13 protein-coding genes and 1 pseudogene are annotated in these 21,883 nt (G+C 59.2%); 11 read left to right on the top strand and 3 right to left on the bottom strand.

The genetic code is table 11. The features are described 5' to 3' along the window. Positions 1-280 precede the first annotated feature (280 nt). The gene (locus LAO20_03210) at positions 281-2,365 is read left to right on the top strand and encodes a protein kinase (protein MBZ5530418.1); all 2,085 of its coding nucleotides are present in this window, start codon (positions 281-283) and stop codon (positions 2,363-2,365) included. Positions 2,366-2,371: 6 nt separating this feature from the next. Then, entirely contained in the window at positions 2,372-4,060 is a 1,689-nt protein-coding gene (locus LAO20_03215) for an FHA domain-containing protein (GenBank protein MBZ5530419.1), read from the top strand. A gap of 42 nt (positions 4,061-4,102) precedes the next feature. Here the strand turns inward: LAO20_03215 and LAO20_03220 are convergent. Beyond that, positions 4,103-4,243, bottom strand: a pseudogene (locus LAO20_03220) (helix-hairpin-helix domain-containing protein). A gap of 867 nt (positions 4,244-5,110) precedes the next feature. Continuing rightward, on the bottom strand, positions 5,111-5,578 hold the full coding sequence (locus tag LAO20_03225) for a hypothetical protein (GenBank protein ID MBZ5530420.1): 468 nt from the start codon (positions 5,576-5,578) through the stop codon (positions 5,111-5,113). A gap of 256 nt (positions 5,579-5,834) precedes the next feature. Between LAO20_03225 and LAO20_03230 the strand changes: the two genes are divergently transcribed. The 3 genes from LAO20_03230 to LAO20_03240 all read left to right on the top strand — a co-directional run bounded on the left by LAO20_03230 (position 5,835) and on the right by LAO20_03240 (position 12,553). Continuing rightward, complete coding sequence (locus LAO20_03230) at positions 5,835-8,318, top strand: hypothetical protein (GenBank protein ID MBZ5530421.1); 2,484 nt, start codon at positions 5,835-5,837, stop codon at positions 8,316-8,318. Between the two features lie 436 nt (positions 8,319-8,754). Then, positions 8,755-9,855 carry a TRAM domain-containing protein gene (locus LAO20_03235; GenBank protein ID MBZ5530422.1) on the top strand — a complete coding sequence of 367 codons (1,101 nt, stop codon included), beginning with the start codon at positions 8,755-8,757 and terminating at the stop codon, positions 9,853-9,855. A gap of 238 nt (positions 9,856-10,093) precedes the next feature. After that, positions 10,094-12,553, top strand: a complete 2,460-nt coding sequence (locus LAO20_03240) for a TonB-dependent receptor (protein MBZ5530423.1) — start codon at positions 10,094-10,096, stop codon at positions 12,551-12,553. 139 nt (positions 12,554-12,692) lie between these two features. Here the strand turns inward: LAO20_03240 and LAO20_03245 are convergent, their stop codons facing one another. Next, a complete protein-coding gene (locus LAO20_03245; GenBank protein ID MBZ5530424.1) occupies positions 12,693-13,550 on the bottom strand; it encodes an ATP-binding cassette domain-containing protein in 858 nt (285 codons plus the stop codon). A 237-nt stretch (positions 13,551-13,787) separates the two neighbouring features. Between LAO20_03245 and LAO20_03250 the strand changes: the two genes are divergently transcribed. The 6 genes from LAO20_03250 (at position 13,788) to LAO20_03275 (ending at position 21,815) form a co-directional block, all read left to right on the top strand. After that, positions 13,788-14,339, top strand: coding sequence for a hypothetical protein (locus LAO20_03250; protein MBZ5530425.1), 552 nt, complete (start codon positions 13,788-13,790; stop codon positions 14,337-14,339). Continuing rightward, entirely contained in the window at positions 14,327-14,872 is a 546-nt protein-coding gene (locus LAO20_03255) for a hypothetical protein (GenBank protein ID MBZ5530426.1), read from the top strand. The genes LAO20_03250 and LAO20_03255 overlap by 13 nt, the downstream gene beginning before the upstream one ends. A gap of 425 nt (positions 14,873-15,297) precedes the next feature. Continuing rightward, entirely contained in the window at positions 15,298-16,875 is a 1,578-nt protein-coding gene (locus tag LAO20_03260; GenBank protein MBZ5530427.1) for a hypothetical protein, read from the top strand. A 951-nt stretch (positions 16,876-17,826) separates the two neighbouring features. Beyond that, positions 17,827-18,501 carry a ribulose-phosphate 3-epimerase gene (gene rpe / locus LAO20_03265; protein MBZ5530428.1) on the top strand — a complete coding sequence of 225 codons (675 nt, stop codon included), beginning with the start codon at positions 17,827-17,829 and terminating at the stop codon, positions 18,499-18,501. 19 nt (positions 18,502-18,520) lie between these two features. After that, positions 18,521-19,864, top strand: a complete 1,344-nt coding sequence (gene bamD, locus LAO20_03270; GenBank protein MBZ5530429.1) for an outer membrane protein assembly factor BamD — start codon at positions 18,521-18,523, stop codon at positions 19,862-19,864. A gap of 148 nt (positions 19,865-20,012) precedes the next feature. Next, on the top strand, positions 20,013-21,815 hold the full coding sequence (locus tag LAO20_03275; GenBank protein ID MBZ5530430.1) for a response regulator: 1,803 nt from the start codon (positions 20,013-20,015) through the stop codon (positions 21,813-21,815). Positions 21,816-21,883 lie beyond the last annotated feature (68 nt).

Consider the following 21,883-nt stretch of genomic DNA (forward strand, 5'->3'; position numbering starts at 1 on the left):
GGGCAGAGAAACAAAGGGCAAGTAACGTTGGTCGAAGCATAGCGACCATTGTATCCGTGTCGCCAAGGGGCCGTTATGACCAGTTACCGGTGCTTACTAAAGTCACGTCCCGAGTGCAAAGGTACATTGACCCAGCTATGGGGGTAGGGTATTTTCGACTCACCTTAGGCCGTCTTCCCAAAAAGCAGCAAGAACAGACAGCCGAACAAGCAGTTAAAGACGTTGTGTTTATCCCCAAAACTGTTGGGCGCCACTTGAGTCGGAAACGAAAATGCCCTCAATGTCTCTAGAAACGGTCGGTAGATACGAAATCATCGGCGAGCTCGGCCGGGGCGCCATGGGTGTGGTTTACAAAGCAAAAGACCCCACCATTGGCCGCACGGTAGCGCTCAAGACGATGCGGCTCGACGTCCATGGACTGGACGCCGCGGAGATGGTGCGCCGGTTTCAGAACGAAGCCCGCGCCGCCGGGGTGCTGAGCCATTCCAACATCGTCACCATCTACGACGCCGGCCAGCACGACGGAATTTTCTACATTGCCATGGAGTTCATCCAGGGCACCACGCTGCACGAGCTGATCGCGGAAAAACACATCCTCACTACGGAAGAGGTCATCCAGTACTCGAGGCAGATCTGCCGGGGCCTGGACTACGCGCACTCGCACGGAATTGTTCATCGTGACGTGAAGCCGGCCAACATCATGATCACCGGCAACGGCACGGTGAAGATCATGGATTTCGGCATCGCCAAAGCCGGCGGCAGCATGACTTCCACCGGACAGGTGCTGGGCACGCCGAATTACATGGCCCCGGAACAGGTGAAAGGCCGTCCGCTGGACGGACGCTCTGATCTGTTCAGCTTTGGCGTGATCCTCTACGAAATGCTCACCGGCGAAAAGCCGTTCGTGGGGCAGAACGTTACGACCATCATCTACAAGATTGTGAATGAAAACCCGATCGCGCCACGCGATCTTGATGTGACCGTCCATCCGGGGCTGAGCGCGATTGTGGTGAAAGCGCTGGCCAAGCTGCCGGAAGACCGGTACCAATCGGGCGCGGAACTGGTCCGCGACCTGGAGAACTACAAGAACCTGGAGTCCATCACGACCGTTTCGTCGAGAAAAGTTGCCGAGGCCGCCCCGATGCACGCCACTTCATCTTCGTCGGCGGCTTCACCGGCCGTGGTAACTTCGGCTCTGGACAAGACGGCCGTGCTGCCGCTCAAAGTAGCAGCCGGGAACGCGGTGCGGGCGCCGCAGCCGGCGGTGGCCAAGGCGAAAACGCCGATACTGATGCGCCGCAAAATCGCCGTGGCGCCACGGGTGACCAAGAAAATGCTGGCCACAGCGGTTGGGCTGGTGCTGCTGCTGGGCTCAACCCTGGGGGCGTTCGCGTACTACCGTACGCATGCCCGGATGCAGCAAATTGAGTCCGTGGTGAAAGCCGCGGAACCACAGCCGCAGAGCCCGTCGCAGACCGATCAGCCGTCTTTGTCTTTGCAGCCGGCGTCAGGAACGAACACGGCCACGGGCGCAAAGAGCGGTAACTCAGGCATCGCCCGCGATACCACGGTGAAGTACGTGCGAGCGGTGGCAACGTCGCCGGCCAAGACGCAGAAGCCGGCGATTTCTCCGAACCAAGTTTTCACGCAGCAGAGCGAATTGAGATTTGTCTCCAAGCCGGACGGCGCGAAAGTTGAAGTGGACGGGTGGAGCGAGCCCTCATGGGTAACGCCGTTCACGGCGTCACACCTGGCCGCGGGGCTGCATACCGTGGTGTTCACCAAGGCAGGGTTCATCTCGCAGACGCGCACGGTGGAATCGGCGGCAGGCAAGAGCCTGGACGTGGCCGCCGACCTGAATCCCGCGGTCTCCACGATTGTGGTCACCAGCAACCCGCAGGGAGCAAACGTCTGGCTGGACGGCCGCGATTCCGGCATGACCACGCCAGCGCAGTTGACGGTGGAAAAAGGCGTCCACCGGGTGAGCGTGCGCAAGGCCGGGTTCAAAGAGACTTTCACGGAAGGCACGCTGGCGGAAGGGCAGACCATGAGCTTTTCACCGGTGCTGCTCAGCGTGAACCAGCACACGGATGACGGGCCCGGCAACAATCTGCTGCGGCGCATGCTGGGCGCGGACACCGTACCCGACGGCAAAGGGTTGGTGCACGTGCGCACCAGTCCCGCAGGGGCCACCATCATCGTGGACGGAAAGACGGCCGGCAAGAAGACCAACGCGCGCTGGCCCGCCGATCCCGGCGTGTACAGCATTGTTCTGCAAATGGATGGATACAAGAGCGTGCACCGCAACATCCGCGTGCAGCAGGGCAAGATCGCCAACCTGGACGAGATCCTGGAAAAGCAGTAAACATCCATGGCCCGCCTCATCATTTCTTCTCCCGACGGCAAGAAGGGGATCCTGGAGCTGGGCAAGCCAGTGGTCACCGTTGGCCGCGGCAACGCCAATGACCTGGTGCTCAACGATGCCAGCGTCAGCCGCCTGCATGCGGTCATCAAACAGCATGACAACCGCGCTTTCATCGCCGACCGCGGCAGCACCAACGGCGTTTTCCTCCAGGGAGTGAAAATTGAGCGGGAAAGCGAGCTGAAAAACGGCGACGTGATCCAGGTGGGCCGCTATCAGCTGCAACTGGAGAACATCGACGAAAAAGGGATCCAAGTCCGCCGGGCCGAGTGGCCGTCAACCTTCAACCAGATTATTCGCCGCTGGACAGATCCCGGATCCCTGCCGCCGGGCGTGCAAGTCTCAGACACCGCGGTGGCCGATCTGGCGCAGCGCGTCAAGAAGCTGGAACGCGAGAACTACCTGCTGACCGTGCTTTACGAGGCGGGTAAGGCGCTGAACGGCAAGCTCTCCGTGGAGGACATCAGCGAGCAGCTGGTTGGGCTGGCTTCCATGATTGAAGGCGTGGAGCGCGGTTTCGTGATGCTGTTCGATGAATCGGGCAACGTACTGCGGCAGAGCGAAGTGCTTTACCGGCATCCGGTGAGTTCGGCGAAGCAGCCGCAGATCATCCTGAGCCAGAGCGTGCTGGAGCTGATCCGCAAAGAGCAGCAGCCGATTTTGATTGACGACGCCGGCGCCGACGCGCGGTTCAGCGGCAGTGAGAGCTTGATCCTTTCCGGGCTGCGTTCCGCCATGTGCGCGCCGTTGCTGGGCACCAACCGGATGTTCGGCGTGCTGTACGTGGACAACATGGAGAAAGCCTCCGCCTTTACCCAGGAAGAACTCAACGTGTTTGCGCTGCTGGCGGCGCAGGCCGGCGCGGCCATTGACAACGCCATGGCCCACGAAAAGCTCGCCCGCAACAGCGTGCAACGCGCCGCGCTGGAACGGTTTCTGTCTCCGGAAGTGGCGGAGATGGTGGCCGCCAATCCGGAAGCGAGACTGGGCGGCGTGAACCAGCAGGTGACCGTCATGTTCGCCGATATCCGCGGCTTTACCTCCATGAGCGAACTGATGGAGCCGGGCCGCGTGGTGGAAATCCTGAACGAATATTTCACGCGCGTCTCTGACGTGATCCTGGACTGCGGCGGGATGATTGACAAATACATCGGCGACGCGGTGATGGCGGTGTTCGGCGCGCCTATCTCCAAGGGCCAGGACGCGCAGAACGCGGTGCACGCAGCCATCCAGATCCAGCGGCTGTTGATCGAGCTGAATCGCGACGCCGCCCTGCGCCATTGGCCGGAGCTGCGGGTGGGCATCGGCATCAACACGGGAATCGTGACGGCGGGCAACATTGGTTCGCCGCGCCGGCTGGACTACACCGTGGTGGGCGACACGGTGAACACGGCATCGCGCTTGATGGCCAGCGCGGCCGGCCAGCAGATCCTGATCTCGCATGCCACGGCGGTGGAGCTGGACGGAAAGTTTGACTTGGCGGAACTGCCGACGCTGTGCCTGAAAGGCCGCATCGAGCCGGTGCACATTTTCAGCGTGGGCTGGGAAGAAGGCCCGCGTTCCAAGAGCAAGAAAAAGCGCCTCACCGGAGGCGCTTTGAATTCGAAAAGGACGGGATCCAGAAGAGTTTCTACTTAATCTTCCTGGATCGAGTGTCTTTCTCCAGGTTCATGGTTAAAGCTAGTCTCCACTCTTGGCTGGCTTGTAGCCGGCTTTCTGGGCGTCCGCTTCACTCATGAATTTGCCCTGTTTGGTTTTTCCATACCAGCGGCCACTCTTGTGATAAACGCCGCTATCGGTGTTGACCCACACCATGCCGGGCTGCGGAGGAGTCTGGGCCTGGGTGGTCTCAGCGCCTTTCTTGGACTCGGCGGCCTTTTTGGCAGTTCCGCCAGTGGCGGGCTGGCCGCCAGCAGGCGAAGTGGGGGCCGCGGCGGGAGCCGGTGTCGATGACTTGCCAGCTGCTGCTCCACCAGTGGGAGCGGCGGCAGGGGTCTCTGCGCCTTTCTTCTTTTTTCTGCTGCTTTCTTTAGGTGACTCATCAGCAGCGGCCCCGGACTTGGCGGCCGACTTGGTTTCAGTGCTCTCAGCACCCTTTTTCTTCTTGGATTTCGACTTGGATTCCTTCTGGTCAGCCGCGGCGCTCTCGTCGGCGCCTTTTTTCTTTTTGCTCTTCGACTTGGACTTGGCGTCGTCGCTGGCAGTGGCGTCTTCGCCCTTCTTCTTGGATTTTGACTTCTTGGGCTCCTTCTTTTCAGAGGCAGAGTCGTCGGCGCCCTTCTTCTTTTTCTTCTTGGCCTTGCTGTCATCTTTCTTTTCATCCTGCGCGCTGGATGAAACGTTGGCGAGCACCGGCGCCACCATCAGCCCCAGCACCAGGCAAAGAGCGGTGAGCCACACCAGATATCTTGCTGTCCTCATAATTGTCTCCTTTGGTTTCGTCCAGATTCTTCTGCTTTGCTCAATCTTTGTTCCTAGTCGGGCTCTCTTACGGCATATCACCAAAGCTGGAATGCAATTCGTGACACAGATCATGGAGTACGGATCACAAAGGTTCGAGTCCCCCGCAGACCAGACGGATAGAATGCCAAGGATGATACTAGAGGGGCCTCATCGGGGCAATGCGATGGACGAGGGCGCACCAGGGGCGCTTGGAGCGCCCCAAAGAGGCAAGTCAGAGAGAAATTATCAGGCGGGTTTGCGGCCGGTTTCGGTTTTGGTTTCCCAGGCGCGCTGCGGGCGCTGTGCTTCAGGCAGATCGCGGTCCTTCACCCGGTCATAGACGTAGCTTTCGCTCACCGTGCCCAGTGATTCGTTATACAAACTGGTCCCGCCCAGAGCTTCGCGCAGTTCCTCAGAAAATTCATGCAAGGCCTTCAGGTGGTCAGCGGTGGCCGGAACTTCAGACTTGCTGGTCTTGAGGAATTTCTGGTAGCCCTTGTCAGTCAGGCGGGAAATCTCTCCGCCGATCAGAAACCCGGGTTTGGCGAACAGGCGAACGCCATCGTCGCCCGACATTTCAATGGCGGCGGAGCAGTTCAGTTTCTTGAGGAACACGCGGTTCTTGGTGCCGGGCGCTTCCAGGATGTCAAATCCGTGGTCGCGAAGCCAGGCGACGGTTTCTTCATACGTGCGTGTTTGCGGTTGTTTTGCCATGATTCTCCCTTGCGGGGCCCGCAACCGGGTCCCGGTCTCTTGCCGCTGTCCGGCGAGATGACGGGATAATGTCGCACATTTTCCGGGCAAGCGGCAACATTACCCATGTTCCGGGGTAAATACCCTAGCCCGGATCGCGTCCGCAGCGCAGCCCTGAAATCAACCGAGAACACCCGGGAAACCCCGCCGCATAGCGATTTGAAATTCGCCGGGAAGAAGCATAGTGTTAGGCTTCCCCCTTCAAAGGAGCTTATCTATGTTCCGGCGTTGTGCCGCACCTATGAACCTGCTAGTCATGATGGCAGCGCTTACTTGCCCCGTAGTTGTCGTCAGCCAGCAGCCATCCACCGAACCGAACGCGCCGCGCGCGCGCGCCAACAACGAAGCTACCTACGCCAAGCTACGGAACATCAAGGTGGGCACAGAGACCATCCAGGTGAAGAACTTCACGCTGAAGCGCGATGCCGGGGTGTTTACCTTCAGTAGCGGGACATTTTCTTTGCTGGAACCGGTGAACGGAAAGATCACAGGAGCAGTGTTCTTCGGCGACGCCACCTTTGCCTTGAAGCCTCCCATCCGGGTGGAACAGCGGAACCTGGCCATCCTTACCAAAGGACAGCCTTTTGAAGAACAGTTTTCAACCGCGGTGTTTCGCTTTACGGATGGATCAGAAGAAGAGATCAGGAAGGCGGCAGCGCCGGGCGCGTCCCCGGCAAGCGGCGACGCCAACGGCGCGCTGGGAGACATCCAGCAGCAGCTCAAGAAAAAGCTGAAAGACAATTTGACCGCCCGCCTTCTGGAGGACGTGCTCAGTTCGCGGCCCGGCGGCAAATTCATTGCTTTCATCAAAGGCAAGAAGTACAGCGACAAGATGATTTATGACGTTGACCCGCACGGGTCAGGGTTTGTGAAACCGGAAGAAGTCAGCCTGCTGCTCTGGGACGAAAACCACGCCGGCATCTGGGCGGGCTTTCACCTGGCGCAGGAATACGCCGCGGGGACGGCGAACAGCGCGGAGCAGAACCGCACGGTCGCCGTGCAGCACCAGAAGCTGGAAGTATCCATCGCCAAGAGCGCGCAACTGACAGGCGCGGCACAAACCAGCTTCGTCGCCTTGCAGGATGGAGTCAGAGTGGTGCCGCTGCAGCTCTTCCGCACGCTGCGGGTGGATTCGGTCACAGGCAAAGACGGCGAGGCGCTCTGGTTTATCCAGGAAGACAAGAATGAAGACGCTGATTTTGCCGTGGTCCTGCCCCGCGAACTGAAGAAAGGCGAAACGTATTCGATCACCACGCGATATGGCGGCAAAGACGCCATCTCCAACGAAGGCGGCGGCAACTACTATCCCATTGCGCGCGACGACTGGTATCCCGGGCAGGGGTTTGGCAGCTACGCCACCTACGACATGACCTTTAGAGTGCCCAAGAACCTGACCATGGTCGCCACCGGAAGACTCGTCAAAAAGACGGACGAGGGTGGCGAAAGCGTTACCGAATGGACCACCGACGTTCCCCAAGCGGTGGCCGGCTTCAACTTCGGCAACTTCAAGCGCGACGAAGGCAAGCCGCTGAAGCAACCGTGGGTGCTGGAGACATTCGCCAACCCGAATCCACCCGACATCGTCGCCGGCATCCAACACATGAGCGATCTTCCCAGCATGGACAGCCACATGCCAGCCGGCGCGCTGGGAACCATGAGCACCGTAAGCCTGATGAAGAAAGCCATGGCCGAAGCGCAGCTCTCGGTGGAGATTTACACCGACTTCTTCGGCGAAGCTCCGTACAAGCGCCTGGCCATGACCCAGCAAACAGCAATTGGCTATGGCCAGTCCTGGCCGGGCCTGGTGTATCTGCCCATTACTTACTTTTTCGATTCCACGGTGCGCCATCAACTGGGCATGGACGACCCGCACGCCTATTTCAAGGTGGTGGGACCGCATGAGATCGCGCACCAGTGGTGGGGGCACCTGGTGGGGTTCAATTCCTACCGCGATCAGTGGATGAGCGAAGGCTTTTCTGACATGTCTGCATCGCTGTTCCTGCAATACGTCTACTCCCAGAAGAACCTGGATGAGTACCACAAGTTTTGGGCAGACCAGCGCCTGCTTCTCCTGCAGAAGAACAAAGAGGGCAGACGGCCGATTGACGTGGGACCGCTGACTTTAGGCTACCGGCTGAGCACAGCGAAGTCGGGCTTCGACATTACGCGGCGACTGATCTATCCCAAAGGCGCGTACGTTCTCCAGATGGTGCGCTTCATGATGACGGACAGCCGCGGCGGCGACCCCGACGTCCACTTCAAAGAACTGCTGCACGACTTCACCAAGACCTACGCCAACCGCATCGCCAGCACGGAAGACTTCAAGGCCATGCTGGAAAAGCATATGACGCCGGAAATGGACGTGGATAAGAACCACAAGATGGACTGGTTCTTTGATCAGTACGTGTACGGAACGGAGTATCCGTCGTACAAGTTTGAGCACTCCTTTTCCAATGACGCTGAAGGCAACGTGGTGCTGAACTTCAAGCTGACGCAAGCCGACGTTAGCAAAGATTTTGTCATGCTGGTGCCGATCTACGTGGAGCTGGCGAATGGCAGAGTCGCCCGGCTGGGTTCCGCGCAGATGTCCGGCAGCAACACGATTGAGCAGCATGCGCCAATCAAGGGGCTGAAGGAGAAGCCCAAGCGGGCGATGATCGCCTACTACGATGACGTGCTGGGGAACATCGAGAACAAGTAGGGAGAATCAAAAGACCGGCGCCTATATTCTCCCCCGAGATTTTCAGCGCCGGCTTTTTGACAAGTCCCTCCGCGGAACCGCGGAAGGACCCGAGGCCGCTCATCATGGTTCGGCCAACTTGTTCGCGAAGGAGAGGGGGCTGCTGCGCGAATGTTTTCTAGTGCTATCCAAGATGCCGTGCGGCTGTTAGCTGAGTCAACAACAAACGCCAGAGCAATATTTACTGATTCGATAACCAACAAGATCGCGCAGAGCGGCGAAGTCTGATGTATACTGTGCCCGCATAAGCATAAACATCTATTGTGCGGGGCTTATTAATTTTCATATCCTCCGCAACAATGCTGTGGGGGCGGCTAAGGAACGTTAGGGTACTGCTTTGATTTGCTAAAGACATTCTTACCTTGACCAGCAGCAGCTCCCGGTCGGGAGGGTCCTTATGGACCTGTTCATTATTCGTCTTGTTTTCATCGGCGTCATCGCTGTCATCTGTTACAACCTTCAGCCCTTCGGCCTGGCCAGGTTCTCTCCCTGGTTTGCGGCCGCCGCCGGCGCGGCGATTGGGTTTGTGGTGGTGGCCTTTGAGGTCCGGCTGCGGGTGGTCAGCTTAAAGCGGCTGATCGGCGCGGTGATCGGAAGCATCTGCGGCATCCTGGGCGCCTACCTTTTCAGCGTGGTCATCCGCAACAGCATTACCCATCCTGAGACCCAACGATTTCTCCAGCTCATGGTCATGCTGCTGATGGCCTACGTGGGCCTGGTGGTGGGCGCGAACAAAGGCGACCTGCTCAACCTGGCCGCGCTGGGCGGCATCTTCGGCTCGGAAAAGCAAGGACGCAAGAGCTTTAAGATCCTGGACACCAGCGTGATCATTGACGGCCGCATTGCGGACATCGCCGATACCGGGTTTCTGGACGGCATCCTGGTGATCCCGCAGTTTGTTCTGCGCGAGCTGCAACTGGTGGCCGACTCCGCCGACTCTCTCAAGCGGAACCGCGGACGTCGCGGGCTGGACGTGCTGCAGCGGCTGCAGAAGATTGTCACGGTGAACGTGCAGATTGTGGAAGACGATTTTCCCACCATCCGTGAAGTTGATTTGAAGTTGATAGAACTGGCCAAGGCTTATGAGGCCAAGATCGTCACCAACGACTTCAACCTCAACAAGGTGGCGCAACTGCAAGGCGTGGAAGTGCTCAACATCAACGAGCTGGCCAACGCGCTGAAGCCGATCGTCCTGCCGGGCGAGACCATGAAGGTGTTCATCCTGAAAGAAGGCAAAGAGTACAACCAAGGCGTGGCTTACCTGGACGACGGCACCATGGTGGTGGTGGACAACGCGCGCAAGCTGATCGGGAAGAATGTGGATATCGCCGTAACATCCGTCCTGCAAACGACCGCGGGCAAGATGATTTTTGGGAAGTTTGATGAGCGCTCACGGCCCAGCGAGCGGTTGGAACCGAAGTTGGACACGGTGAAATCCGAACTGCGCAAAGCCCAGCCCATTGTGGTGGAGTCAGCCCCGCACAGTCCCACGGAGTAAGCACAAGACGCCGCCAGTCGCCATGCGCCATGCGCGGGTTACGGCGCGGCGTTGCTTGCTTAGACCCCATTTGCTTAGCCCTTTCGTGCATGGGCCTGTCCTGATTTGATCTTTCTGCAAGGTTATTTCCAGCTTAAAATGACAAGTATCCGCAGGCCAACGAGTCCAGGCCGCGCGAAATTCTGCTCGCGGAGCCGCCGGGGGCCGGCTCCATGAACAAAGAACAAAGCCGAATAACATGCCAGCATCTTTTCATCTGCGAGTGACCATCGCCATCCTGTTGATTGCAGGCGTGGCGATCTTCGCAGGGGCTCAGGCGGCGCCGCCGCAGGACGCAGTCAGCCAGATCCACGTCACGGTGAGCGATCCTACCGGGCAGCCGCTCTCCGGCGTAGCGATTGTGGTCCAGCAAAACGGCAAGACAGTGGCCCAGGCGAAGACGTCAGCCAGCGGCAGCGCCACTTTCACCGGGCTTGCTCCGGGGAACTACAAAGTGGTGGTTGAAAAACAAGGTTTCTATGCCGCCACCGTGGAGAAGCTGGAGGCAGTTGCCGGCCAGACCTCGCCGGTGGACGTTCGTTTGCAGCCGAAAAAAGAGTTTCACGAAGAAGTTGAGGTAAGGAGCCAGCCTTCGATCATTGATCCGGAAGAGAGCGCGGGATCGCAGACGTTGAGCATGGAAAACATTGCCACCATCCCTTATCCTTCGACGCGCGACTACCGCAACATTCTGCCGTTTGTCCCCGGGGTGATCGTGGACCGCGGCGGCCAGCCGCACGTGGCCGGCTCGGCGACGCAGTCAGTACAAGACTACATGGATGGATTTGAGGTGGGGCAGCCGGCGAGCGGAGCGCTTGCTTTGCGGGTCAGTCCCGACGCGTTGCGGCGCCTGGACGTCCGCAACACGCGATATTCAGCGCAATATGGCAAGGGCTCCGGCGGACTGCTGGACCTGGAAGCCCAGGACGGCGACAACCGGCTGCGCTACAACGCCACCGATTTCATCCCGACGTTCCAATTGGTCAAGGGAATCAACTTCAACAACTGGACGCCGCGGGCCTACATTTCCGGCCCGGTGGTCCGGGACAAAGTGTGGTTCGACATTTCCCATGAGGGCGAAAACGACCTCACCATCGTGAAAGAACTGCCCGACGGCGCGGACAGCACCACGCTGTGGCGCACGGCCGACATGGCGCGCCTGCGCATGAGCCTGTCTTCGGCTAATGTGCTGACTGCTACCGCCGTAATGAACATCGCGGACGCTACGCACGCGGGGATTTCGCCGTTTGATCCGGTGTCAGTGTCGCTGAACCAGCACTCCACGCTGGGGCTGGTGACGCTGAAGGACCAAATCACGCTGACGCCAGGCACGCTGCTGGAATTCGGGACGGCGTTCCACTGGACCAAAAGCTCCAACTTGCCGCTGGGGAACGATCCTTACCTGCTGACCTTCACCGGGCGGCAAGGAAACTATTTTGTCAGGACGGTCAACGATTCCAACCGGACGCAGGCATTCTCCAACCTGTATCTGAAGCCGTGGAAGCACCTGGGCGCGCATCAGATCACCATGGGCGGACGCGTGGACCGGGTGATCTATCGCGCGGCCATCACGCGCAGCGAGGTGCTGGCGCTGGACGGCAGCGGCAACATTCTACGCACACTGATCTTTGCCAACGCTCAGCCGTTCAACTTGAGCACGATGGAATCGAGCGGGTTTATTCAAGACCGCTGGTCGGTCAAGCAGCGGCTGGTGGTGGAGACCGGCGCGCGCTGGGACCGCGACAGCTTTGTGCATCGCGACGTGTTTTCGCCGCGGGTGGCCGGCTCGCTGCTGCTGGACAAATCCACGGAGACCAAGCTGACGGCGGGCGCGGGCATCTACTACGACCGCACCAACCTCAATACTTATTCCGTATCGCTGCAAGGCGGACGCTCCGATACCTTCTTCCTGCCTACGGGCACGCTGTTTCTGCCGGCAACGTTTTCGGCCGATCCCCGGCAGTTGACGCTGCCGCGGTTCGTGAACTGGAGCGCCGGAGCGGAACGCCGGCTACCGGGCAAGGTTTACACGCGGGTGGAGTACATCCGCCGGCATGGGGTGAACGGCTGGGCCTACGAGCTGCAGCCCGACGGAAACTACCTGCTGCAGACCAAGCGCCAGGACCACTATGACGCGGCGCAGATCACGGTGCGCAAAGAGTTCAAGCGAGGCTATCCATTCCTGGTTTCCTACACGCGCTCCAAAGTCCGCTCCAATGAAACCGTGGACTTCACCGTGGACAACACCACCAGCGGCAATCAGGTGGGCGGAGTGCTGCCGTGGGATTCACCCAACCAGATTGTTTCCTGGGGGTCAACGCCGCTGCCGTGGAAGCTGAAGAAATTTGATTTCGCGTACTCCGTGCTGTGGCGCACGGGATTTCCGTTCGTCACCACGGACGAGTTCGCCCGCTTAGTTTCCGGACCAGGACAGTTCCGCTTCCCCAGCTTCTTTTCCCTGAACCCGGCGATTGAGCGCAAGTTCGGTTTCAAAGGCAATCTCTGGGCGGCGCGGATTGGCATAGACAACATCACGGACAGCCAGAACCCAACGTTCGTGGACAACAACGTAAACTCGCCGACCTTCCTGGTGTTCGGCGGGTTCAGCCGCCGGACACTCAACGGACGCATAAGGTGGCTGGGGAAGAAACCGAACTAGCGCAAAAACCTTACCGCTGATGAGGCTGATAACACTGATCTGCGCAGATTTTTAGGAGCAGTTTGGGCGAGATGTGCCAACTTTGCACACCGAGCAATCAAGGGCGTCGCTCAAGAATAACAAGTTGCGTTACAAGCAATTAAGCCGGCCGGTATTCAGGCTCCGGAGTGGCCGCGAGCAGTGTACGCGTATAGTCATGCGTAGGCCGTTCGGTGATTTGCTCCACCGGGCCGATCTCCACAATTTCTCCCGCGCGCATCACGGCGATGCGGTCACTCAAATAACGGACCACGGGCATGGAGTGGGAGATAAACAGATAGGTGAGCCCGAAGGCGCGCTGCAGGTCTTTGAGCAGGTTCACGATCTGCGCACCCACGCTGACGTCAAGCGCGGACACCGGTTCGTCACAGATCACGAGCTTGGGACGCAGGATGAGAGCGCGCGCGATGCCGATGCGCTGGCGCTGTCCCCCGGAAAATTCGTGGGGATAGCGGCGCAGGGCGGTTTCGTCGAGGCCCACGGCGTGCATCATCTCCTTGGCGGCGGCGTGGAGTTGGGGACGGGAAAGAGTTCCGCCGCTGGCTTGGCTCGCGGGAAGCTGCGCGGAGCTTGCGGGAAGCGGCGTTCGCGAGTGAATTGCCAGCGGCTCGGTGATGATTTCTTCAATCCTCATGCGGGGATTGAGGGAGGCGAAGGGGTCCTGAAAGATGATCTGCATGTCGCGACGAAGGCGGCGCAGCTCGGCCCCCGATGCCGCCAGGACATCGCGATCATGGAAGCGCACCGTGCCGGACGTAGGCTCGATCAAGCGGAGGGCCATCCGCCCCAGCGTGCTTTTGCCGCATCCTGATTCGCCGACGAGGCCGAGCGTTTCCCCGGCGTAGACATCCAGCGACACGCCGTTCACGGCGCGGACGCCTTGCGAGTTGCTTGGGCCGAAGACACCAGCGTCCGCGGGGTAGACCTTGACCAGGTTGCGCAGCTCCAGCAGGGCCATGGCATGAATATAAATCAGACAGCTCACAGCCCAGCGTAAACTCGCACAGCCGAGGGCGGCTGTGCCACACGGTTCATATCCACTCAACCCACTACCTATATATTGCTTGCCCGGCTTACAGCAGGGGAGTAGTCTTAGCTATACCCCCTTTTTGAAAACTATAAATCGGAGGTGACTCGCCCCATGCAGAGAGTCGCTAAGCTAGTAGTCTTTTGCCTAGTGTGTGTAAGCTTCACTTTGGCACAATCCACTCCACAAAGCCAGCCACAAGCCAGCCCATCGGCTAGGCCGCAGGCCGCACCTGACAATGACAAGCCGGCTCCAGATGCGGCAGCCAAACCGCAGGGCGATGCCCAGGACAAACCTCTCGTCACCGAACCGGGTGCCCCTTCAGACAAGCCGGTGGTCACCAAGAAGATTCCGCCGGGGTCCAAGGTCTACGTGGCACCCATGGGAGGATTTGAAAACTACGTGATCGCGGGGATCGTCAAGAAAAAGGTGCCCGTGGTGGTGGTGGCGGCCCGCGACAAAGCCGAGTATGAGATCAAGGGATCGGCAGAGACGGAAAAAGCCGGATGGGCCAAGATGCTCTTTATGGGCTCGCAACAAACCAACGAGCAGGCCAGCATCAACGTGTTTGAAATCAAAACCGGCAACGTGGTGTTTGCCTATTCGGTCAACAAGCTCAATTCCTACAAAGGAAAGCAAAGCGCCGGCGAAGCGATTGGCAAGCACCTGGGCAATGAAGGTGTTGGAAAGGACTGTAAGGAGAACCCATGCGAAAACTAACGATTCTACTGCTGACGTTGGCGCTGGCGTTGCCTATGGCCGTCCTGGCCCAGGACGCGAGCAGCCAAAAAGCCGACGCGCAGAAGGCAGACGAGAAAAAGACGGAAACCAAGCAGTCGGGCGACCAGAAATCGGACGACAAGAAGACGGACGATCAGAAGGCGGAAGACCAAAAATCGGGCAAGAAGATTCCAGCCAACTCCAAGGTCTACCTGGCCCCCATGAACGGCTTTGAAGTGGAGTTGAAGACGGCCATCGAAAAGAAGAAAGTGCCGGTGGTTCTGGTGACCGAGCGCGACCAAGCCGACTACGAAATCAACGGGACTTCTGACACGCAGAAGGCCAGTACGGCGAAAAAAATCATCATGAAGGATTGGCACTCGAACGAGCAGGCCAGCATTACGGTGAACGACGTCAAGAGCGGCGAAGTAGTGTTTGCCTACTCGGTGAACAAGCAGAGTTCCGCCCACGGAAAGCGCAGCACCGCAGAAGCCTGCGCCAAGCATTTGAAGGAAGAGATGGAGGACAAGTAAAAACCTGGCTGTCTGTTCCGGGCCGCCGGTGACAAATTCGCGGCGCAGCAGGCTGGGGTCTTTATGCCGCTGCGCCGACGCGATTCGTTGAATGCCGTTGGGCGATTCGGGTGGAGGTTCGCGGGAGGCGTGTTCTTGCCGCATACCACCGCGCTCGCCAGACCCCGCGTTTCAGCGGCATGGACGTCAAAGCGACACGCCGTTGGCGGCGTGGACGCCATATCCATCCCCGGCCCTGGCCCACGACGCCCGGCATTAGCGGGATGGATTTTGGGCAAAAAGGGGAAAGATGCGTTCTTACGTTCTTTGACAACTAGATATTCTTTCGCATCGCGTGTATCCGATGAACACGGGTCGCAGCGCAATCCCAAACTCTGAAGCGTGAGTGAGGCGGCCCGAAAGAGACCAAGATATTTGGAGGCAATGTGGATTTCAGAAGGAAAACGGTAGTAAGACTTGCTGGTCTGGTCGCTGTGTTTGGGTGTCTCAGCGGAGCAGGGGTCGGGCAAAAAGACAAGCCGAATCCTGATGCGATCCGCGATGTGGTGGCGCAGAGTTCCAAGAGCCGGGGTTTTTGCAGACCTGGCGGCGAAATCGCAGACGTAGTAAACCTAAGGTTAGGAAAAGAACTCGAGACAAGGTCTCAGCTTTATGAAAACTTCCTGAAGAAGGAATTCAACAGAGTCTTTGGAGACGCGGGACCCGACCCTCAAGCGGCCTATATCTTTCACGTAGTTGAGTGGAAGATGAAGGAAAAGTCAACGGAAAAAACAGCGCAAGCGAAGGTCACAAAGGGGGCAGATCAAGACAAGCAGCCAATTCTTGTCTCGAGCGATTGGATTGTGTACGTCGCTGCGGGCAGTGCTAGGCTCAAGCGGAGCGGGTTTAAGGGCAATGGCGATCCACTGATCTATGGGAAAAAGCGCGCCGTAGTGGTGGGTATTGATTTCATTGATGAAGCTATCGAAATAGATCTAGATCCCCCTACGTACACAATGAAAGACGAAGAAGCGGTTAAGCTCGAAGAAAGAATCAGGAGTATCTACACCACGATTTCGACTCAGGGGGTTCCGGAGAATCAGCAGGATCTTGGCCAGCTTATTTCGGCGCTTGTTGGTGTTGGAAAGCAAAGCCCAGTTGGTGGTGCGCCACCGCTCCCCGCTCTCCCCGAGGCCAACAAACCACTCAAACTGAGCTGTTATTTAGTTGCTGCGACTGCTCATATACAAGAGGGAACCAAGAAGCTGCCCTTCGATCTGAAAGTGACCGCAGCTACGGTTCGCCCCGCCCCCGACTCGAAAGCGGCACCGAGCCTCTCTCCAACTCCTACACCGACTCCATGCCCCGCCGCGTGTTGCTGCTCAACTCCCACTCCGAAAGCTCCTGAGAAAGAGACTACTGTACCGCAGAACTTGTCCCCAGGAATCGTCGGCTGTTCGGGTGATGGCAACAGTCCGCCCTGTGCAGTAACTCGGACATTTACCAGCGACGACCGGGAATGGTGGGATGTGAGCATTGGAGTGACCACGCCGGGGATCCGCGAGAACCAGTTTTCGATCAACAACAATGCCTTGCTGAAGGGGGCTACACGGCACACCGATCTTTACGGCCTTTTCGATGTCTTTCCCGCGGCGGCGAAGCTGTCCAAGGAGTCCTGGTTCCCCCACTTCAACGTAGGCATCCCGGTAAGCAGCAAGAGCCTGTACCGGCCCTACTTCGGCATGGCGGAAAATCTTACCGGTTGGACGCACCTGCAGAAGAACCTGAATTTGCCTGTGGGACTTAACCTTTTCGGCGGCGTGATTTGGTTGAAGACCCCGGTCGTGACGGGCAACCCCACCACAACGGCCCAACTCACCGCGGCCACATCCACCAAACGCGTCTGGAAGGGCGTCTTCGGAATCGAAGTTCCTGTCGGCTCCATCGCCAGCAAAATCGGAAAGAGTGGCGGCAGCAAGAACAGCAGCGGAAGCGGCAAGGGCGGAGGCGGCTCAGGGCAATAGCTGCTGTTAGACAAGAGCCTTTGAGTAATTCTGGCAGTGCTTTTTCGATGGCGCTCCACTCCGTTGCGCGCCGGCCTGCGGCGCGCGGAAGGGATTCTTTCTCTCTCGACCCGGCACTTATTCCTCAGCTCGCAAGCTCGCCTCGGAACTGTGCCGGGCTACTACCAGCCGTCCCGCAGGGCGGGACTGGGGCGACGGAACCCTTGGGAGTAAGGCAGGCCACAAAGCCAAATGCGGATCAAATCTTGATTGAGCTCACCTGAACCCCGCCATGCTGGCTTACCTCCGGGAATCCACGGAAGGTCCTTTAGCTTATGCCAAAACCACAATATGTTGGGATGATCTAAGGTCGTCGTCCCAAGATGTTGGATTGGGGTCGTTCAAGGCGAACAGTTGGCGTATTTTGGTTGCTTTTGTACCTACTGTTATGCTATAGTAAGCCATTTATTGACAATAGCTTATGGATATCTAGGAGCGTAAGGCGGGCCAGCCGGGGGCTGCTGTGCTTCACGGCTTTCGATTGGGATACATTGCGTAAGTCCTTTAGATCTTGGGATGGAGGCCAGGGGGTAGGTAGGGCTCCCTCGACTCCCCTTCGGCAAGCCTCAGGGTCGCTCAGGATTTCGCCTGCGGGCTCAGACGCCCGCAAGACGGCTCAACTTTAGATATTGGGATGGACAGGGAGGGGTAGGGGATCGCCGGGATCGCGCGAAATCGCAGCGACATCGCCGACATCGGGAAGTCCCGATTTTGAATTGGCGGAGAGAGCGACCGCAAGAGTCATCGGCCTGTTACGTTCTTACAGCGTCACTCGGGTTAAGGTTCGGACGCGGCCCATATGTGAGGGTGGCGGAGGAGTATAGGGTAGAGTTTCGAGGCAGGAAGCGCATATTCAGCATGTTAGAATCCAGTTAATCTAGTGCACGTAAATTTTGGCCGAGACACATCGCTTTGACTGAACTGGCACCTTCCATATTGTCCGCGGATTTTGCCCGCCTGGCCGACCACGTTCAAGCCGTGGCCGCCGGCGGAGCCACGCTGTTGCACGTGGACGTGATGGACGGGCATTTTGTGCCCAACCTGACGATTGGCCCTCCGGTGGTGGCCAGCCTGCGGAAGGTGACCAACCTTGCCCTGGACGTGCACCTGATGATTGAGAACGCGGACCAGTTCATACCCGCATTTGTGGACGCCGGGGCGGACTGGATTTCCGTCCACCAGGAAGCTTGTGTTCATCTGCACCGCACGCTGGAGATGATTCGCGGACGCAACCTGAACGCCGGCGTGGTGATCAATCCGTCAACGCCGGTGCACACCCTGGAAGATGTGCTGGACATGGTGGACCACGTGCTCATCATGTCGGTGAATCCGGGATTCGGCGGACAGAAATTTATTCCTATGACGCTAGACAAAGTCCGCAAGCTGGTGGCGATACGGGCGGAGCGCCGCCTGAATTTCCGCATTGAGATTGACGGCGGCATCAACACCGACAATATCGCGGACGCGGTGCGCGCCGGAGTGGAAGTCCTGGTGGCCGGCAACGGCGTCTTCGCCAACGGCGACCCGGCGGCCAACGTGCGTCGCCTGCTCAAGCTGGCAACGGAAGCCACGCTGCAAAGAGTCTGAAAAACTGAGGTTGTAAAAAATGCTACGAAAAATCCTTATTTCCGCCGCATTGGCCTGCGCACTTCTGGCAGCCAGCGGCTGCGGCCATCATAAAGTGCAGAACCCCCTGGCCAACGTTGATTCCAAGCAGCCGGACAAAGGCCTTTTTGACCGCGCCATGGAATCCATGAGAAAGGGCCATTTCCAGGAAGCGCGCACGCTGCTGGAAACGCTGATCAATACCTATCCGGATTCAGAGTACATTGCCCGCGCCAAGCTGGCGATCGGCGACGCCTGGTACACGGAAGGCGGCACGGCGGCATCGCAGCAGGCGGAAATGGAATACAAAGACTTCCAGACGTTCTTCCCCAACCTGCCGGAAGCGTCAGAAGCGCAGTTGAAGGTGGCCAACATCCATTACCGGCAGATGGAAAAGCCGGACCGCGATTTTGCCCAGGCGGCGCGCGCGGCGGAAGAATACAAGCTGCTGATCTCGCAATATCCGGAGAGCCCGCTGGTGCCGCAAGCCAAACAACGTTTGCGGGAAGTACAGGAAGTGCTGGCAGAACGTCAGTTCCGCATCGCCCACTTCTATTTCCTGCGGGTCAACCTGGCGGCGTCGCAGGCCCGTCTGCAGTCGCTGATTGATTCTTACCCGCTGTACAGCGGCGTGGATGAAGCGCTTTACGAACTGGGGTTGGCCTATGAAAGAGAAGCCGCAACCATGCGGAAGCAGGACAAACTGGACGCGGCCAAACGCGAGAAGATGACAGCGGGGTTCGAACAGCACGCGATTGACGCTTATTCCAAGATCATCACGCGCTATCCCGCCATGTCGCGCGCGGAGGATGCACGCAAGCGACTGGCCGCGATGAAGGCGCCCATCCCCCAAGCCGCGCCGGAAGCCATTGCCGCCAACAAGGCGGAACAGCAGAGCCGCAGCGATGACCGTTTTTCACAGAGAATGCTGGGGAACTTCAAGAAGCATCCCAGCGTGGCGCGGGCCAGCAAAGTGGGCGAGCCCAACATGAGCGAAGAGAAGATCGCCAGCGCTCCGGCCATGGTGCAGGCGGTGAACAATGAGATCCTGGGCATCACCCCGCAAGCCACCCCGCAGGCGGGACAGAAGATCGGGATTGACGCGGTGACCGGCGGAACCGGGACTCCGGGGGCCAATGAGCCTCCTCCGGGCAACGCGCCTCCCAAGGCCGCGCCGGCCCAGGTAAACGAACTGCAGAAGACGCCCCCCACAGACGCGAAAGCCCAGGACGCAGCCCAGCCGGGCAGCGCGCAGAGCGGAGACGCCAAGAGCGCTGATGACAAGCAGGATTCCACCAGCAAAAAGAAGAAGAAAAAGGGCTTGCGCAAACTGGTACCCTTTTAGGGATAAGGGGTTTACCCCGGAGGACTAGCACCTTTGATGGGGGTAAGAGGCATACCTGAATAGGTACTGAGGTGGTCTTCCCATTGACTTCAAAGGTAATTACCAGTAAGTTGTCCTCGTTTCCTGCTTAAAATGAAGGTATTTAGACGTGTCGCTACGAATCCTATTTGCCGATGACAGCGTAACCGCCCAGAACATGGGGAAGAAGATCCTCACGGAGGCCGGTTACGAGGTTGTGGCTGTGAGCAACGGCGCTGCCGCGGTGAAGAAAATCGCGGAGCAGAAGCCGGACATCATCATCCTGGACGTTTACATGCCGGGATATACCGGCCTGGAAGTGTGCGAGAAAGTGCGCGCGTCCGCCGCGACGGTGAAGACGCCGGTGCTGCTGACGGTGGGCAAGATGGAACCGTACAAGCCGGAGGACGCGCGTCGCGTGCGCGCCGATGGCGTGATCATCAAGCCGTTTGAAGCCAGCGATCTGCTGGCGATCATCAAAAAATTTGAAGAGCGCATCGCGGCCATGCCTCCGCCTCCGGCGCCTCCGGTGGTGCGTCCGGTGGAAGAGATAGCAGTCACCCCCGTGGAAGAGCACCACGAACACCACGAGCCGCAACCGGCGAGAAACCTGCAGCCCATGGTGGAAGTCCCCGACCATATGGCGAGTTCTTCAGCATTCAGTGACTTGCTGGGTGGCGAAGCAGCCCATGGCATGGGGCACATGGTGGCAGCTCCGCCGCCACCGCCGCCTCCTGCGGCTGCGGTCGCGACTGAGCCGGCGCCCACACCAATTCAGGAAACCGAGATTCCAGTTTCATGGCGGCCGGACGTAGAGCCGGAACCGATGATCATGGATACTCCGGCAAGAGTTATCGCGCCGCCGATGCCGCCGCCTGTCGCGAATGCCGCGCCGCTTCCAACCAGTGCGCCGATTCAGGCCACAGCCGCGGTGATCGAGCCTGCCGCCGTCGCGGCCCCAGCAGCAATTCCCGCCGCTCCGCTGCCTGCGCCGATTCAGGCCGCCGCGGTGGCTGAGCCCGCTGAGGCCGCGCCTCCAGCGCCGATTCCGACCGGCCCGGTGCTCGCGCGTCCGAAAATGATTCCGGTGTATCAGGAACCCGAAGCGCCGGCGGGCGAGCATGAAGTTGTTCCGACAGCAGCGGGGCCCATTGGTGATGTAGACATTCCTCGCGAACCGCAGCTGCAGGAAACTGCGGAAGAGATTACGCGCGAAACAGTGGCCGAAGCGCGCGAGCCGCAACTGCAGGCGAGTGCGGAAGAAATTACCCGGGAAACCGTAGCTGATGTTCGCGAACCAGCACTAGTGCCAACGCAACAAACCGCGGAGCCGACGCCGGTACTCGCGGCCGCTGCCAGCGCTCCCAGCGCGGTTTCCGCGGAAGCCCCCGCTCCAGTGGCGGAGACGGCCTCTGCACCTCGGGGTGGCATTGCCGACACTGATTTTGAAGCTCGAGTCGCCGCTGCGCTGGCAGCCTACAACCATCAGGCGCGTCCTGACGTCCTGGCATCTGCCGCGGTTGAGCCTCCGGCCCCGGTTCTGCCCGCAGCGATAGAAACAGCGCCGCAGGCTGCCCAGGCGGCGCCGCCATCGTTTGAATACAACCCGCCGGTGACAGTTCCTGAGCCTCCGCCAGCGCCCGTGGCAGCAGCAGTAGAGGCCGCTCCTGCGGCTGTGGTTGCGCCTGCCCCTGAAGCTGCGCCCGCTCCAGTAGCCCATGAAGAGCCCACGATCGAAGTACCGCCCGCCAGCGCAACCCACGATGCGGTGGTGGCGAAGCTGGAAGAGAAGCTGCCGGAAGCCGCGGCTGCGGTGGCCAGCGCCGCCGGCAGCGAACATGACAGCATTAGCGATGCGGTCAATCGCGTGATGGAACGCATGAAGGGCGACCTGGTGCAGGAGATCGTCCGGGAGTTGAAGTCGAAGAAGTAAGGATTTTTTGCAAGATCATGCAGCGAAGGGGGCGAAAGAATCGCCCCCTTCAGCTTTTTTAGAACGGC

This window comes from Terriglobia bacterium (assembly GCA_020072815.1).
Lineage (GTDB): Bacteria > Acidobacteriota > Terriglobia > Terriglobales > Acidobacteriaceae > Angelobacter.

Coding starts and splice junctions, on each gene's coding strand:
- LAO20_03210 (MBZ5530418.1), top strand. CDS start 281: ATGTCTCTAGAAACGGTCGGTAGATACGAAATCATCGGCGAGCTCGGC.
- LAO20_03215 (MBZ5530419.1), top strand. CDS start 2,372: ATGGCCCGCCTCATCATTTCTTCTCCCGACGGCAAGAAGGGGATCCTG.
- LAO20_03225 (MBZ5530420.1), bottom strand. CDS start 5,578: ATGGCAAAACAACCGCAAACACGCACGTATGAAGAAACCGTCGCCTGG.
- LAO20_03230 (MBZ5530421.1), top strand. CDS start 5,835: ATGTTCCGGCGTTGTGCCGCACCTATGAACCTGCTAGTCATGATGGCA.
- LAO20_03235 (MBZ5530422.1), top strand. CDS start 8,755: ATGGACCTGTTCATTATTCGTCTTGTTTTCATCGGCGTCATCGCTGTC.
- LAO20_03240 (MBZ5530423.1), top strand. CDS start 10,094: ATGCCAGCATCTTTTCATCTGCGAGTGACCATCGCCATCCTGTTGATT.
- LAO20_03245 (MBZ5530424.1), bottom strand. CDS start 13,550: ATGGCCCTGCTGGAGCTGCGCAACCTGGTCAAGGTCTACCCCGCGGAC.
- LAO20_03255 (MBZ5530426.1), top strand. CDS start 14,327: ATGCGAAAACTAACGATTCTACTGCTGACGTTGGCGCTGGCGTTGCCT.
- bamD (MBZ5530429.1), top strand. CDS start 18,521: ATGCTACGAAAAATCCTTATTTCCGCCGCATTGGCCTGCGCACTTCTG.